Source organism: Kineosporia sp. A_224, assembly GCF_002198655.1.
In the GTDB taxonomy this organism is placed as follows: Bacteria; Actinomycetota; Actinomycetes; order Actinomycetales; family Kineosporiaceae; genus R-H-3.
Window position 1 is genome coordinate 1 of sequence record NZ_MWLN01000062.1, and the last position, 14325, is coordinate 14325.

Below are 14325 nucleotides of genomic sequence, written 5' to 3' on the forward strand. Positions count from 1 at the left end.
GGGTCGCCGTCCCCGCGGCGGACGCCCCCGCGCCGCAGCAGCCCGCCCCGGCCCTCGAGCCCGACGGTGCCATCCTCGGGCGGCGGCTGCCCGCCGCGGTGCTCACCGCGGACCTCGGCACGGTGACGACGGACGACATCCGGCCCGCGGTGCTCCTGCTCGCCCCGGCGGGCTGCCGGTGCGCGCCGGCCGTCCGGACGCTGTACGTCCAGGCCCGTGAGTTCCGGCTCAGCACCTGGCTCGTCGCACCGGGCGGACGCGACGACGCGTCGACGGCGGCGGCCCGCCGCGGGCTCGACGCCCTCGACACGCAGGCGGCCGCCGGCGGGGCTCGCTGGGCGCTCGACCCGGACGACGTGCTGGCCCGCGGGACCCGGGCGCGCGGCCTCACCGTCGTCCTCGTCCGGCCGGACGGCACCGTCGCCGTCGTGCTGCGCGACGTCGCCCCGGACGGGCGCGGCCTGCCTGCGATGGAGATCGCACTCGCCGCGCTCGCCCCTCGCGGGTGAGCGGGGTCCGGGCCGGTAGGCTGCGTGCCGACCCGGGCGAGGTCCGGGACAGCGCTCGCACGAAGGAGGCACGGCCCGTGACGTTCAGGACCGCATCGACGGCGGCCACCGTCCGACTCGCGGCTGCCGGCGTGGCCGTCGCCGCGGTGCTCACGGGGTGCTCGTTCACCAACCCGGCGACGATCGCGACGCCCTACCCGGCGAGCGACGGCACGGCGAGCACCATCGAGGACCCGGCCACCGGTGGCGTCGTGCGTCTGCGCAACTTCCTTCTCGTGACGAGCGAGGCCGGCGCCGCGGGCGTCGTGGCCGGCGCGATCGCCAACGAGGGCACCGAGCCCGTCACCGTCTCGCTCTCGGTGCAGGACGCGACCGGTGCGGCCGTCGGCCAGCCCGTCGACGTCGAGGTGACGCCGGGCACGCTCGCCCAGGTCGGCACCGGCGGCACCGCGCTGACCCTGCCCACGGTCCCGACCGGGCCCGGCACGAACCTGCGGATCAAGGCCTCGACGGGCGCCGGGTCCACGACCTTCGCGCTCCCCGTGCTCGCCGCCAACGGCCCGTACGCGACGCTCACGCCGACGGCGAAGCCCGCGGGCTGATCCCCCGCCGGGTCCGCCCGGAGCACGCCGCGAAGGCCGCGCGAGGAGGTTCCTCACGCGGCCTTCGTCGTCGTCCGGGGTAGGCCTACGGCCTCAGCCGGTGCTCTCGAACTTGTAGCCGAGACCGCGGACCGTCACGAGGTACTTCGGGTTGGCCGGGTCGGGCTCGATCTTGCTGCGCAGCCGCTTGACGTGGACGTCGAGCGTCTTGGTGTCGCCGACGTAGTCCGAGCCCCAGACCCGGTCGATGAGCTGCATCCGGGTCAGGACGCGGCCCGCGTTGCGCAGCAGGATCTCGAGGAGCTCGAACTCCTTGAGGGGCATCGCGACCGTCTGGTTGTCGACGGTGACGACGTGCCGCTCGACGTCCATCCGGACGGGGCCGGCCTCGATCGTCGCGGGTGCGAGCGACTCCGGCTCCGTCCCCCGGCGCAGGACGGCCCGGACCCGCGCGACGAGCTCGCGCGAGGAGTAGGGCTTCGTCACGTAGTCGTCGGCCCCGAGCTCGAGCCCGACGACCTTGTCGATCTCGCTGTCCTTGGCCGTGAGCATGATGACGGGGACGTTGCTCCGGGCGCGCAGCTGGCGGCACACCTCGGTCCCGGGCAGGCCCGGGAGCATGAGGTCGAGCAGGACGAGATCGGCGCCGTGGCGGTCGAACTCCGCCAGGGCGGCCGGGCCGTCGTCGGCGACGGCCACCTCGTAGCCCTCCTTGCGCAGGAGGTACGACAGCGGGTCGCTGAACGACTCCTCGTCCTCGACCACGAGGATGCGGGTCACAGTGCGGCTCCCCTCGGTTCTGCGTGCGCGCCGTCATGGTCGGGGCGCGCGGTGGTGACGTGCGACGGGTCCGTCGCGACGTAGGTGTCGGCGGGGGGTTCCCCCTGCGCGACGGCGTCCGGCAGGCGCAGGGTGAAGGTCGAGCCCTCGCCCTCCACGCTCCAGACGGTGACCTCGCCGCCGTGGTTGGCGGCGACGTGCTTGACGATCGACAGGCCGAGGCCGGTGCCGCCGGTGGCCCGCGAGCGTGCCGGGTCGACGCGGTAGAACCGCTCGAAGATCCGGGCCTGCTCGGCCGGCGGGATCCCGATGCCCTGGTCGCTCACGGCGACCTCGACGAGGCCGTCGACCCGCCGGACGGCGACCCCGACGCGGGTCATCTCCGGCGAGTACGCGATCGCGTTGTCGATGAGGTTGCGGACGGCGGTCACGAGGAGGTTGTCGTCGCCGAAGACGACCCCGCCGTCGTCCCCGCCGGTGACGACCTCGATCCGCTTGGCCTGCGCCGCGAGCCGGCACCGGTCGACGGCGTCGGCGATGATCTCGTCGACGTCGCACGGCTCCGGCGGGTGCGTCGCGTCGGCGACCTGCAGCCGGGAGAGGTCGATGATCTCCTGGACGAGCGTCGACAGCCGCATGGACTCGCGCTGCATCCGCTCGGAGAAGTGCTGGACGGCGTCCGGGTCGTCGCAGGCGTCGTGGACCGCCTCGGCGAGCAGGTGCAGCGCGCCGATCGGGGTCTTCAGCTCGTGGCTGACGTTCGCGACGAAGTCGCGGCGGATCTCCTCGACGCGCCGGGCCTCCGTACGGTCCTCGACGAGAACGAGGACGTGCTCCGGGCCGAGCGGGGCGACCCGGGCGTGGACGACGAGCCGGGCCCGGCCGAGCGGGCCGCGGGCCAGCTCGAGCTCGCGCTCGCGGACCAGGCCGAAGCGGCGGGCCTCGGCGGCCATCTCGCGCAGCTCGGCGTGGACGATGTCGTGCCCGCGGACGAGGCCGAACGCGTACGCCGCAGGGCTGGCCTTGACGACGCCGTCCGCGGTGTCGAGCACGACGGCCGCCGACCGGAGCACGGAGAGGACCTCACCGACGCCCGGCGGCAGCTCGGGCTCGGGCAGGCTGGCCAGGCCGAGCCGCTCGGTCTCGCTGATCCGGAACGCGAAGACGGCCAGGGCGCCGACCAGGAGGCCGACGAGCCCGGCGAGCACCGCCGCCGCAGACGCGTCCACGTCGTTCAGGGTAGGGCCGGATCCCGCCGGCGGAAGGACACGGGAGGCCGACCGGGTGATCCCTTCGCCGCGAGTTCACCTTGCAGCCGGGACCCGTTCAACCCCCGCTCCCGCCCGCCTGCCACCGTTCACCGGGGCGCCGCCGTGGGGTCGGGGGCCGCATGCCGTCCCGCGGGCCCTGCTCGCGGGTCGTGGCCCGATGAAGACGCAGTGCAGAAGCAGTTCAGAACCCGTCGAGGAGACACCAGCGATGCGAGAGCACTTCCACGGCGAGCTGGCCGTGCTGTCCGAGGGCATGGTCGAGATGACCCGGCTCGTGGGGTCCGCGATCGCCCGCGGCACGACCGCTCTCCTGGACGCCGACCTCGGCCTCGCCGAGAGCGTCATCGCGGCGGACGAGCAGATCGACGCCCTCCAGATCGAGCTCGAGGAGCGCTCGTTCGGCCTCATCGCCCGGCAGCAGCCCGTCGCGACCGACCTGCGGGTCATCATCACCGGCCTGCGGATGACCGCCGACCTCGAGCGGATGGGCGACCTCGCCCGGCACGTCGCGAAGCTCGCCCGGATGCGCTACCCCGGGTCGGCGATCCCCGCCGAGCTGCGCGGCACGATCGTCGAGATGGGCCAGGTCGCCGAGCGGGTCGTCGCGAAGACCGGGTCGGTCATCGCGACCCGCGACCTCACCCTCGCCGCCGAGCTCGAGACGGACGACGACGCGATGGACCAGCTGCACCGCACGCTGTTCGCGGTGCTGCTGTCGCCGGAGTGGGAGCACGGCATCGAGACCGCGATCGACGTCACGCTGTGCGGCCGGTACTACGAGCGCTTCGCCGACCACGCGGTGTCGGTCGCGCGCCGCGTCGTCTACCTCGTGACGGGCGAGCGCCCGCACGTGACGTCGTCCGAGCACCAGACGGGCCTGCGCCCCGCCTGACCCCACGTCCACCCCGCCGAGTTACTAGCGCGTATGACCCGCTTATCGGGTCATACGCGCTAGTAACTGCTGGGAGGGGTTGGTCAGCGGCCCTGGTTGGCGACGGCGGCGGCGGCCGCTGCGGCGGCTTCCGGGTCGAGGTAGGTGCCGCCGGGCACGGTCGGCGCGAGGTTCTCGTCGAGCTCGTAGACCAGGGGCATGCCGGTCGGGATGTTCAGCCCGGCGATGGCCTCGTCGCTGATGCCGTCGAGGTGCTTGACGAGGGCGCGCAGCGAGTTGCCGTGCGCCGCGACGAGCACGACCTTGCCGGCCCGCAGGTCCGGGACGATGTCGGTGTCCCAGTAGGGCAGCATCCGGACGACGACGTCCTTGAGGCACTCGCTCGCCGGCATGTCCGCACCGAGGCCGGCGTACCGCGGGTCGCCCGCCTGGCTGAACTCGTCGTCGTCCTCGATGGGCGGCGGCGGGACGTCGTACGACCGGCGCCAGAGCATGAACTGCTCCTCGCCGTACGTGTCGAGCGTCTGCTTCTTGTCCTTGCCCTGGAGCGCGCCGTAGTGCCGTTCGTTGAGGCGCCAGTGCCGCTTGACGGGGATCCAGTGCCGGTCCGCGGCGTCGAGCGCGAGGTTCGCGGTCGTGATGGCGCGGCGCAGCAGCGACGTGTGGACGACGTCCGGCAGGACGCCGGCCTCGGTGAGGAGCCGGCCACCGGCCTCGGCCTCGGCGCGGCCCTTGTCCGACAGCGGGACGTCGACCCAGCCGGTGAAGAGGTTCTTCGCGTTCCAGTCGCTCTCGCCGTGGCGGAGCAGGACGAGCGTGTAGGTCATGCGGGAAAGGCTAGTGGGCCGCGGCGGGGCCCTCGGGGGCCGTCCGGTCCTCGGAACCCGGCGCCTCCGGCCGGGCCCCGGGCGCACCGTCGGACGACGGTTCGAGCAGGTGCCGGAACGCCTCGAGGTTGTGCGTCGGCTCCCCGCGCGAGACCCGCCAGGCCCACTCCCGCTTCATCGAGGTGACGAAGCCGATCGCGAGCAGCTCGTTGAAGGCACCGTCCGACGCCGTGAGCACCGCGCCGAGCAGCCTGTCGAGCTCGTCCTCGGTGACGGCGTCGACGGGCAGCCGGCCGACGACGAAGACGTCCCCGGCGGGGTCGAGCGCGAAGGCGATCCCGGGCAGGCGCAGGTTGCGCCGCAGGAGCCAGCGGTAGAACTCCTCGTGGTTCTCGTCCGGGCGGCGGACGACGAACGCCGACGCGGTGAGGGCGGCGTCCCCGACGAGGATCGAGACGGCCGTGCGCAGCTTCGCCTCGCCCGGCAGGACGACGACGACCTCGCCCGGGCGGGCCCCGAGGTCGGACTCCACGCCGGCGCCCGCGACCCACGCGTGCAGGGCCGCCTCGGCGCGCTCGCGGGCCGGCGTCCCGGCACTCACGGCGCCACGGCCAGCCCGCCGCCGAGCCCCGCCATCGCCGGCCCGGCGGGCACGAGGAGCGGCCCGGAGCCGGCCCCGAGCGGGGCCCGGAGCAGGTTGCGGTGCCGGTCGACGGCCTCGGCGTACGCCTCGAGCGTGCGGTCGACGGTCGCCTCCCAGCTGAACCGGCTCGCGTGGAGCACCGCGGCGGCGGCCATCGCGTCCCGGCGCGGCCGGTCGGCGAGCAGGCCGCCGAGCACCCGGGCCCAGTCGAGCGGGTCGTGCCCGTCGACGAGCAGGCCGCTCACGCCGTCCGACACGGCGGTGGGCAGCCCGCCGACCGCGGCGGCCACGACCGGGGAGCCGCAGGCCTGCGCCTCGACGGCGACCAGCCCGAACGACTCGTTGTACGACGGCACCGTGACGACGTCGGCGGCCCGGTACCAGTGCGCGAGCAGGGCCCGCGGGGCCGGTGGGTGGAACGTCACGACGTCGCCGAGGCCCAGGTCGGCGACGAGCCGCTGGAGCTCCTCGGGGCGGTCGAGGCCGCTGCCGCTCGGACCGCCGACGATCGCGACCTGGAGCGGCCGGGCCACGCCGCGGGCGGCCCGCTCGCGCACCAGGTGCGCCGCGGCACGGACGAGCACGTCGGGCGCCTTGAGCGGCTGGATCCGGCCGACGAAGAGCAGCAGGTCGGCGTCCTGCGGGACGCCGAGCCGCCGCCGGGCCGCGGCGCGGCCGTCCGGGCCGCCGGGCGTGAAGACGTCGAGGTCGACCCCCGGCGGGACGACCGAGACGCGCTCGGGGCGGGCGCCGTAGAGCTCGACGAGCTGGCGGGCCTCGTCGTCGGTGTTCGCGACGAGCCCGTCGGCGGCGTCGACGACCTGCTCCTCGCCGATGACGCGGACGGCCGGCTCGGGCCGGTCGCCGTCCGCGAGCATGGCGTTCTTCACCTTGGCCATCGTGTGCATCGTGTGCACGAGCGGGGTGCACCAGCGGTCGGCGGCGAGCCAGCCGACCTGGCCGGAGAGCCAGTAGTGCGAGTGCACGAGGTCGTACCAGCCGGGCTCGCGGCGGGCCTCGACGCGCATGACCCCCGCGGTGAACGCGCAGAGCTGGCCGGGGAGGTCGTCCTTCGACAGACCCTCGAACGGGCCCGCGGTGACGTGCCGGACGAGCACGCCCGGGGCCAGCTCGGTGACCGGCTCGGCACCGCTCGACGTGGCCCGGGTGAAGATCTCGACCTCGGTGCCGCGGGCCGCCAGCCGGCGCGCGGTCTCGACGATGTAGACGTTCATCCCGCCGGCGTCGCCCGTGCCGGGCTGCTCGAGCGGAGACGTGTGCACCGTGAGCATCGCGACCCGGCGCGGCACGCGGTCGCGGCCGGCGCGGCCGGACAGCCCTCTGCCGGGCACGGCGGTCGGGGACACTCGCGGCTCCTTCGTCGGCGGCACGTCACGCGGGGCCACCCGGCCCCTCTCGCCGCAGGGTGCGAACGCACCCGGCGGCCGTTTGCTTCCGCACCGGCTGCTGCACCCGGGCCTGACCTGCCCCCGGGCCCGGGCGTCGGGGCCCGGTTCCTGCCGCCGACGCTAGCGCGGCGCACCGACGGGCACCCTGTCGAAAGTGCCGCACCGCCGGGACGAGTCACCATGATCCGGGGCATCTCCACCTCCGGTGCCGGCCGACGTCGCCGATCTCACCCGCGCCGCGCGACCGGACGGGCCCCTAGGCTGGCAGTCGTGGCGCGCGCCGGCAGGCCGACCCGTCCGGTCGGCACGATCACCCGCGGCACGACCAACCCCAACCGGCTGCGCCGCGTCGACCGCTGGCTCGCCGGCCCCCAGGCCCACCGGTTGCGCCGGGCCGCCGACCCCGTCGTCGTCGACCTCGGCTACGGCGCGACGCCGGTGACCGCGGTCGAGCTGCGGGACCGGCTGCGCGCCGTCCGGGCCGACGTCGAGGTCGTCGGCGTCGAGATCGACCCGGCGCGGGTCACCGCCGCGCTGCCGCTCGCGGGTGACGGGCTGTCGTTCGCGCTGGGCGGCTTCGAGGTGCCGCTGCCCGGCGGCCGGCGGCCGGTCGTCGTCCGTGCCTTCAACGTGCTGCGGCAGTACGACGAGGCGGACGTCGCGGGGGCCTGGTCGGTGGTCCGGGAGCGGCTCGCGCCCGGCGGGCTGCTCGTCGACGGCACGTGCGACGAGATCGGACGACGCTCGACCTGGGTCGCGGTGACCGCGGACGACGGCCCGGTGTCGCTCACGCTGTCGCTGCGCTTCGGCGCGTTCGAGCGGCCGTCGGACGTCGCCGAGCGGCTGCCGAAGGTGCTCATCCACCGCAACGTGCCCGGCGAGCGGGTGCACGACGCCCTCGGGGCGCTCGACGACGCGTGGGCGCGGGCCGCGCACCGGGCGACGTTCGGCGCCCGGCAGCGCTGGACGGCGACCGCGCAGACGCTGCGGGCCGAGGGCTGGCCCGTCCTCGACGGCCCGTCCCGCTGGCGGCTCGGGGAGCTCACGCTGGCCTGGGACGCCGTCCGGCCCGCGTGATCGCGGGGCGGGGCAGAACGGGCTAGATCTGGTACTCCCCCGGCACCTCGTCGATGAGCTGGTTCATCTCCATCGCGGGCCGCTCGCACCCGCTGTGCCCGACGACCCGGGCCGGGACGCCGACCGCGGTCGAGCGCGGCGGCACCGGCTTGAGGACGACGCTGCCGGCGCCGATCCGGCTGTACTCGCCGATCTCGGTGTTGCCCAGGACCTTCGCGCCGGCCCCGATCATCACCCCGCGCCGGATCTTCGGGTGCCGGTCGCCTGACTCCTTGCCCGTGCCGCCGAGGGTGACGCCCTGCAGGAGCGAGACGTCGTCCTCGACGACGGCGGTCTCGCCGATGACGACGCCGGTGCCGTGGTCGATCATGACGCCGCAGCCGATCCGGGCCGCCGGGTGGATGTCGACCCCGAACACCTCGGAGATCCGGCTCTGGAAGTGGAACGCGAGCGCCGTGCGGTCCTTGCCCCACAGCCAGTGCGTCACGCGGTACGCCTGGAGCGAGTGGAAGCCCTTGAAGAAGAGGAACGGCTCGACGAGCGTGCGGACCGCGGGGTCCCGGTCGTAGATGGCCGACAGGTCCCGGCGGACGTGCTCGCCGAGCATCTCGTCGTCCTCGAACGCCTCGTCGAAGACCTGGTGCACCTGGAGCGCGCCGACGTCGTCGTTCGCGAGCTTGTGCGCGAGGTGGTAGCTGAGCGCCCGCTCCATCCGGTCGTGCCCGAGGATCGTCGCGTGGACGAAGCTGGCGAGCACCGGCTCGCCCGCCGCCATCCGGGTGGCGTCGTCCCGCAGCCGCGCCCAGATCGGGTCACGGACCACGGAGGGGACGACGGAGATCGCGCGGTCGGCCATGTCCCGAGGGTAAGCCGCCAGGTCAGGCGACCGCGACCGCGGCCTCGAACGCGGCGGTCGCGGCCGGCCCGAACGGCACGAGGACGACCCGCTCGACGCGGGTGCCGGCCGGACCGGCCGTCAGCCCGTCGGCGTCCGCCTGCCGGATCGCCGCGACCGCGACCCGCGCGACCTCACCCACGTCCCAGCCGTACGCCCCGGCCCCGATCGCCGGGAACGCGACGGACGTCGCACCGACCTGAGCCGCCACCGCGAGCGACCGCGTGAAGCAGGCGGCCAGGAGCGCCGGGTCGGCCTGGCCGCGGGTGCGGTTCGGACCGACGGTGTGGACGACCCATCGGGCGGGCAGGTCGTACCCGGACGTCGCGACGGCCTCCCCGACGGGCAGCCCGCCGGGGTACGTCGTGCGCCGCACCCGCCGGCACTCCTCGAGCAGCTTCGGCCCGGCGGCCCGGTGGATCGCACCGTCGACGCCACCACCACCGACGAGCGTCGAGTTGGCGGCGTTGACGATGGCGTCGACCTCGAGCCGGGTGATGTCCCCGGCGACGACCTCGACGAGCACGTGGACCTCCTGCTGTCTCAGGATCTCGCCTCAGGGTTCGAGGACCACCTTGCCACGGACCCGGCCGGAGCCGACCCGGCGGACGGCGTCGGCGGCTTCCGCGAGCGGGTAGGTCGCGTCGAGGACGGGGCGCAGCGCCCCCGCCTCGACCCGCTCGGCGAGCAGGGCGAGCGACCGGGCGTTCGTCACGGACGCCAGCGGTGCGAGCCGCTGCCGGACGAACGGGTTGAGGGCGAGCGCACGCAGCTGCCGGCTGAAGCCGCCGAGCGGGCCGCCCTTGCCCTCGCCGCCGACGAGGACGAGCGCCCCGGTCGGCGTCAGCAGGCCGCGCAGGCGGCGCAGGGTCCGGTTGCCGGCGGTGTCGACGACGACGTCGAACGGCCGGTCCGCCTGCGGCGCAACGGTTCCGGCGTCGAAGGCCGCCCGGTCGACGACCTCGTCGGCACCGAGCGCCCGGACGTGGTCGGCCTTGTCCGCACCGCAGACACCGGTCACGTGGGCGCCGGACGCCGTGGCGAGCTGGACGACGAGACTGCCCACCCCGCCGCCCGCACCGAGCACGAGCACCCGGCGGCCCGAGCCGACCGCCCCCTCGCCGGCCGCACGGACCGCGAGGACCGCCGTCACGCCGCTCACCGCGAGCGCGGCGGCCTCGGCGAAGGACAGCCCCGAGGGCTTGGCGTGCAACGACTTCGCGGCACCGAGCGCCTTCTGCGCGAACGCGCCACGGACGACGCCGTAGACCTCGTCGCCGGCCTGGAAGCCGGTGACACGCTCACCGACCGCCTCGACGACGCCGGCGGCCTCGAGCCCGGGCGTGCGCTGCCGCGGCCGGCGCAGGCCGGTCGCGACCCGCAGCCCCTTCGGCAGACCGGTGACGAGGTGCCAGGCGCCGCGGTCGACGCCGGCGGCGCGGACGGCGACGAGCACGTCGTCCGGGCCGGGCCGCGGGACCGGGACGTCCTCGACGGCGAGCGCCCGGTCGAGCGCCTCACCGTCGGCATAGGCGTTCTGCACCAGGGCTTTCATCGTTGCGGACGGAGTGCTCATGAGGGGTCCTCGGGGTAGTGGAAGACGGCGTCGAGCGGGACGCCGAAGGCACGGGCGATCTGGAACGCGACCTCGAGCGACGGGCTGTACTTGCCCTGCTCGATCGCGATGAGGGTCTGCCGGGTGACGCCGACGCGGTCGGCGAGCTGGGCCTGGGTCATCTCGCCGTGGCTGAAACGCAGCGCCCGGATCGAGTTCGTGACCCGCGTCGGCCTCACCACGGCAGGCCCACGCGGTACATGACGACCTTCGCGACCGACCCGACGACGGCAGAGAGCACGAACCCGAGGTAGATCGCGTTGGCGATCCAGAACGGGTGCTGCTCGGCGAGCGCGAGGAGCATCGCCGTGACCGCGCCGATGACGAGGAAGGCCTGGCCGACCTGGTCCCCGAGACGGCCGATCTCGGCGTCCCGGTCGTCCGTCGTCCGCGGGTCGCGCGGCCGCAGGGCGCCGAGCGCGACCTCGACCGCGATGTTCGCCACGATCGCGCCACCGACCGACCACAGGAGCGCCCCGGCGTACGGCACGCCGGGCAGCGAGACCCCGCCGCCGAGCCGCGCGAGGACGACCACGACGTACGCGGTGTAGGCGAGCACGGCGACGACGAGCATCGTCCACGCGCGCTTCTCGAGGAAGGTCATGACGGTCCTCCGGACTGGGCGACCCTGCGATGTACAGAATCTTTGACATCTCGAAGGTAAAGCAGATCGGACACGAGGTCAAGAATTCTTTACATGTCGGCGCTGCCGGAGCCCCTCTGAGGAACATCGCCGTGCATATCGACAGCGATGTTCCTCAGAGGGGAGGACGCTCAGGCGTCGAGGACGAGTGTGAAGGGACCGTCGTTGACGAGGTCGACGGCCATGTCGGCGCCGAAGCGACCGCGGGCGACCTCGAGGCCGAGGTCGGCGACCGCGGCGGCGAAGGCGTCGACGAGCGGTTCGGCGACCGGGCCGGGTGCGGCGTCGACCCACGACGGCCGGCGGCCCTTTCGGGTGTCGCCGTAGAGGGTGAACTGGCTGACGACGAGGACGGCGGCGCCGACGTCGAGCGCGGACGCCTCGTCGGCGCGGCCGGTGCCCGAGGCGCTGCCGTCGGGGTCGCGCAGGATCCGCAGGTCGCACACCTTGCGGGCCAGGCGTTGCGCGGTCTGCGCGGTGTCGGTGTGGGTCACTCCGACGAGCACCGCGAGCCCCGGCCGGGAGATCTCCCCGACGACCTCGCCGGCGACCGTGACGCGGGCCCGGGAGACGCGCTGGACGACGACCCTCACGACCCGCTCCCCGCACGGCCGCGCACGGGACCGCGCATCAGAACGCGACCTCGACGAGCCCGACCTCCCGGCCGTGCCCGAGCACCGGCACGTGCGCGAGCGCGTCGAGCGCCGCGCCGTCCACGCCGTCGGCCCCCTCCTCGACGCCGAGCCGGCGCAGCAGCGCGACGAGGGTCTGCACCCGGGCCCGGTCGGAGCCGTCGGCGACCTTGACGGCGACCGCGCGGCCGTCGGGCAGCGCGGCCGCGTAGACCGCCTCTGCGCCGTCCTTCGCGACGAGCCCGGGGACGGCGCGGAGCACGGCGGTGACATCCCGGCCGGTGCCGCCGAGCCACTCCGGATGGGTCCGGACGGCGGCCGCGACACGGGCCTCCGGCGTGCCGGCCGGGGCCGTCGAGACCCGCGCGAACGCGCGCGCGAGGCCGACGGTCGAGATGGCGAGCACCGGCGCCCCGCAGCCGTCGACCCCGGTCGCGGCGACGACCTCCCCGGCGAGGTCTGCGACCGTCGCGGCGATCGCGGTCTGCAGCGGGTGCGCGGGGTCGAGGTAGGTGTCGAGCGGCCAGTCGTTCTCGACGCACGTCGCGAGCATCGCCGCGTGCTTGCCGGAGCAGTTCTGCGCCTGCGCCGTCGGCGCCCGGCCGGCGACCTGCCAGGCGAGCCGGTCGACGTCGTCGAGCGGCAGGTCGGGGGTGTTCCGCAGCGCGTCGACGGTGAGCCCGGCGGCGCCGAGCACGCGCGCGACGCCGTCCTGGTGGTACCGCTCGCCGGAGTGGCTCGACGCCGCGAGCGCGAGCAGGTGCCCGTCGAGCCGCAGGCCCGCGCGGAGCATCGCGACGGCCTGCATCGGCTTGTTCGACGAGCGCGGGAAGATCGGCGCGGTGACGTCCCCGACCGCGGCGACGACCGCGCCGGCCGGGTCGAGCGCGACCGCGGTGCCGCGGTGCTCCCCCTCGACGAACCCGGAACGGACGACGCGTGCGAGGAGGCCGTAGTTCACGCGCGGAGCCTACTGGCGCCGTCCGTCCGGCCCGCCGGGCAGGTCAGGAGCCGGCACCGACCGGCACACCGCCGGCCGCGTAGCGCCGGGCGATCTCCGCGGTGAGCGCGTCGACGACGCCCTGCACCTCGCGCCGCACCCGGCTGACCCGGGCCTCGACGTCGACGAGCTTGGCGACGGCCGCGGCGAGCGCCTCGTCCGACAGGTCGTCGGTCGCCGACGCACCGACGTCCGCGACGGCCCGCTCGGCCTCGCGGCGGTGCTCGCCGATCCGGCTGGGCTCGGAGACCGTGTGGCGGCCCATCCCGTGGTCCTGGCGGCGCTCGTCGGCGAGCACGAGGGACAGCGCCTTGACGATCTCCTCGTCGGTGCGCGGGTGCCCGGACATCGGCCCGTCACCCCGGCGCGCGGCCTGCTCGGCCCGCAGGATGTCGATCCGGCCCTGGAGCAGCCGCCGCGCGTACGACAGGTCGGTCTCCTCCTGGTCCGCCTCGATGCGGCGGGCCCGGATCTGGTCGAGGTCGAGACCGTCGAGACCGGTCACGAAGTCGGGTGCGAGCACCCGGTCGACACGGCGCCGCCCGCCGGGCAGGTAGTCCGTCATCGTCTCTCCTGAACGCTCGCGTGCCGGGGACGTCACGACCTCCCCGGCCTTCCGGCACCAAACCTACCGCTCATCATGCACGTATGACGCCGGATAGTGACGGCTTGCTTACTCAGAAGTACCCAAGAAGCCGGTGAGGACCTCGCGCAGCCGGTCCCGGCCGGTCCAGAGCACCCCGCCCGGCGGCAGCACGACGAGGTCGGCCTCCGGCAGCGCCGCCGCCAGCCCGTGCGCCGCGGCGACCGGGTGGACGTCGTCCCCCTCCTGGGCGAGGACGAGCACCGGCAGCCGGACGGCGGCCAGCACCTCCGCGCCGGCCCCCAGGTCCGCGAGCGGCGCGGCACCGGCGAACGCACGCAGCACGGGCGGCAGCACGGGCCCGACGATCTCGGCGGCCCGGCGGCGGGCCCACAGCCCCACCGCCGGCAGCCGGCGGACGGCCTCGGGCTGCTGGTCGCGCAGGAGCGCCGCCGCCCGGACGGCGTCGCGCGCCTCGAGCGCGTCGGCGAGGTCGAGCAGCCGGCCACGGCTCGGGTCCTGGTCCGGCGCCGGGGTGCGCAGTGCCGCGGGCAGCACGAGGACGACCCGCTCGTACGGCAGGGGCGCACCGGCCGCGGCCGCCTCGACGAGCGAGCGCAGCAGGGCGCCGGCCCCGAGGCTCACCCCGAGCGCGCGGGTCGCCCCGGTCGCCGCCCGGACCGCCTCGACCTCGGCCGCGAGGTCCGCGTAGGTGCCGGGCCCGCCGGGCGGGACGGCGGTGCCGCCGTGGCCGCGCAGGTGCGGCAGCACCTTCGTGCCGGGAACGCCGGAGCCGAACGGGCGGGTCTGGGTGACGGAACCCGCCAGGCCGTGCACGAGGAGGGTGACCGGGGAACCGGTCCCGGTGACGAGGTACTCGACCGGGCCGGACGCCGCGGCCGCGACGACGTAGCCGGGGGCGGCCGGGGCGGCTGCCCCGGGCTACG

General features: G+C 75.3%; 17 protein-coding genes and 1 pseudogene. 4 read left to right on the top strand and 14 right to left on the bottom strand.

What is annotated here, in order from left to right; translation table 11 throughout:
- Both EDJALFJO_RS34030 and EDJALFJO_RS05070 read left to right on the top strand, forming a co-directional pair.
- A pseudogene (locus EDJALFJO_RS34030) lies at positions 1 to 509 on the top strand (hypothetical protein); the annotation flags it as partial.
- Positions 510 to 586: 77 nt separating this feature from the next.
- Complete coding sequence (locus EDJALFJO_RS05070) at positions 587 to 1111, top strand: hypothetical protein (protein WP_088282852.1); 525 nt, start codon at positions 587 to 589, stop codon at positions 1109 to 1111.
- Positions 1112 to 1204: 93 nt separating this feature from the next.
- Here EDJALFJO_RS05070 and EDJALFJO_RS05075 read toward each other — a convergent pair whose 3' ends face one another.
- The gene (locus EDJALFJO_RS05075; RefSeq protein WP_088282854.1) at positions 1205 to 1891 is read right to left on the bottom strand and encodes a response regulator transcription factor; all 687 of its coding nucleotides are present in this window, start codon (positions 1889 to 1891) and stop codon (positions 1205 to 1207) included.
- The gene (locus tag EDJALFJO_RS05080) at positions 1888 to 3120 is read right to left on the bottom strand and encodes a cell wall metabolism sensor histidine kinase WalK (protein ID WP_088282856.1); all 1233 of its coding nucleotides are present in this window, start codon (positions 3118 to 3120) and stop codon (positions 1888 to 1890) included. The genes EDJALFJO_RS05075 and EDJALFJO_RS05080 overlap by 4 nt, the downstream gene beginning before the upstream one ends.
- A 250-nt stretch (positions 3121 to 3370) precedes the next feature.
- Here EDJALFJO_RS05080 and phoU point away from each other — a divergent pair, with 250 nt between their 5' ends.
- A complete protein-coding gene (gene phoU / locus EDJALFJO_RS05085) occupies positions 3371 to 4054 on the top strand; it encodes a phosphate signaling complex protein PhoU (RefSeq protein ID WP_088282858.1) in 684 nt (227 codons plus the stop codon).
- Between the two features lie 83 nt (positions 4055 to 4137).
- Here phoU and EDJALFJO_RS05090 read toward each other — a convergent pair whose 3' ends face one another.
- From EDJALFJO_RS05090 to mshA, 3 genes are read right to left on the bottom strand one after another with little or no spacing between them, the layout of a single operon-like run.
- Positions 4138 to 4881 carry a phosphoglyceromutase gene (locus EDJALFJO_RS05090; protein ID WP_088282860.1) on the bottom strand — a complete coding sequence of 248 codons (744 nt, stop codon included), beginning with the start codon at positions 4879 to 4881 and terminating at the stop codon, positions 4138 to 4140.
- A gap of 10 nt (positions 4882 to 4891) precedes the next feature.
- Entirely contained in the window at positions 4892 to 5482 is a 591-nt protein-coding gene (locus EDJALFJO_RS05095; RefSeq protein ID WP_088282862.1) for a YbjN domain-containing protein, read from the bottom strand.
- Positions 5479 to 6816, bottom strand: a complete 1338-nt coding sequence (gene mshA / locus EDJALFJO_RS05100; protein ID WP_088282882.1) for a D-inositol-3-phosphate glycosyltransferase — start codon at positions 6814 to 6816, stop codon at positions 5479 to 5481. Before mshA ends, EDJALFJO_RS05095 begins: the two co-directional genes overlap by 4 nt.
- 387 nt (positions 6817 to 7203) lie before the next feature.
- Here mshA and EDJALFJO_RS05105 point away from each other — a divergent pair, with 387 nt between their 5' ends.
- Positions 7204 to 8010 (top strand): class I SAM-dependent methyltransferase, encoded by an 807-nt coding sequence (locus EDJALFJO_RS05105; protein WP_233149687.1) that lies wholly within the window; start codon positions 7204 to 7206, stop codon positions 8008 to 8010.
- Between the two features lie 22 nt (positions 8011 to 8032).
- Here EDJALFJO_RS05105 and cysE read toward each other — a convergent pair whose 3' ends face one another.
- The 9 genes from cysE to EDJALFJO_RS34035 form a co-directional block, all read right to left on the bottom strand.
- Entirely contained in the window at positions 8033 to 8866 is an 834-nt protein-coding gene (cysE, locus tag EDJALFJO_RS05110) for a serine O-acetyltransferase (RefSeq protein WP_088282864.1), read from the bottom strand.
- 22 nt (positions 8867 to 8888) lie between these two features.
- Entirely contained in the window at positions 8889 to 9431 is a 543-nt protein-coding gene (locus tag EDJALFJO_RS05115; RefSeq protein WP_088282866.1) for an O-acetyl-ADP-ribose deacetylase, read from the bottom strand.
- A gap of 30 nt (positions 9432 to 9461) precedes the next feature.
- On the bottom strand, positions 9462 to 10481 hold the full coding sequence (locus EDJALFJO_RS05120; protein WP_198950018.1) for an NAD(P)-dependent alcohol dehydrogenase: 1020 nt from the start codon (positions 10479 to 10481) through the stop codon (positions 9462 to 9464).
- Positions 10478 to 10702, bottom strand: a complete 225-nt coding sequence (locus tag EDJALFJO_RS35350; RefSeq protein ID WP_088282870.1) for a helix-turn-helix transcriptional regulator — start codon at positions 10700 to 10702, stop codon at positions 10478 to 10480. The genes EDJALFJO_RS05120 and EDJALFJO_RS35350 overlap by 4 nt, the downstream gene beginning before the upstream one ends.
- Positions 10696 to 11124 carry a hypothetical protein gene (locus tag EDJALFJO_RS35355; RefSeq protein ID WP_088282872.1) on the bottom strand — a complete coding sequence of 143 codons (429 nt, stop codon included), beginning with the start codon at positions 11122 to 11124 and terminating at the stop codon, positions 10696 to 10698. Before EDJALFJO_RS35355 ends, EDJALFJO_RS35350 begins: the two co-directional genes overlap by 7 nt.
- A gap of 170 nt (positions 11125 to 11294) precedes the next feature.
- Positions 11295 to 11756 carry a D-aminoacyl-tRNA deacylase gene (gene dtd, locus EDJALFJO_RS05135; RefSeq protein WP_088282874.1) on the bottom strand — a complete coding sequence of 154 codons (462 nt, stop codon included), beginning with the start codon at positions 11754 to 11756 and terminating at the stop codon, positions 11295 to 11297.
- 37 nt (positions 11757 to 11793) lie between these two features.
- Positions 11794 to 12756, bottom strand: coding sequence for an asparaginase (locus EDJALFJO_RS05140; protein WP_088282876.1), 963 nt, complete (start codon positions 12754 to 12756; stop codon positions 11794 to 11796).
- Positions 12757 to 12799: 43 nt separating this feature from the next.
- Positions 12800 to 13360, bottom strand: a complete 561-nt coding sequence (locus EDJALFJO_RS05145) for an aerial mycelium formation protein (RefSeq protein ID WP_088282878.1) — start codon at positions 13358 to 13360, stop codon at positions 12800 to 12802.
- 108 nt (positions 13361 to 13468) lie between these two features.
- On the bottom strand, positions 13469 to 14215 hold the full coding sequence (locus EDJALFJO_RS34035; protein ID WP_088282880.1) for an alpha/beta fold hydrolase: 747 nt from the start codon (positions 14213 to 14215) through the stop codon (positions 13469 to 13471).
- Positions 14216 to 14325: the final 110 nt, after the last annotated feature.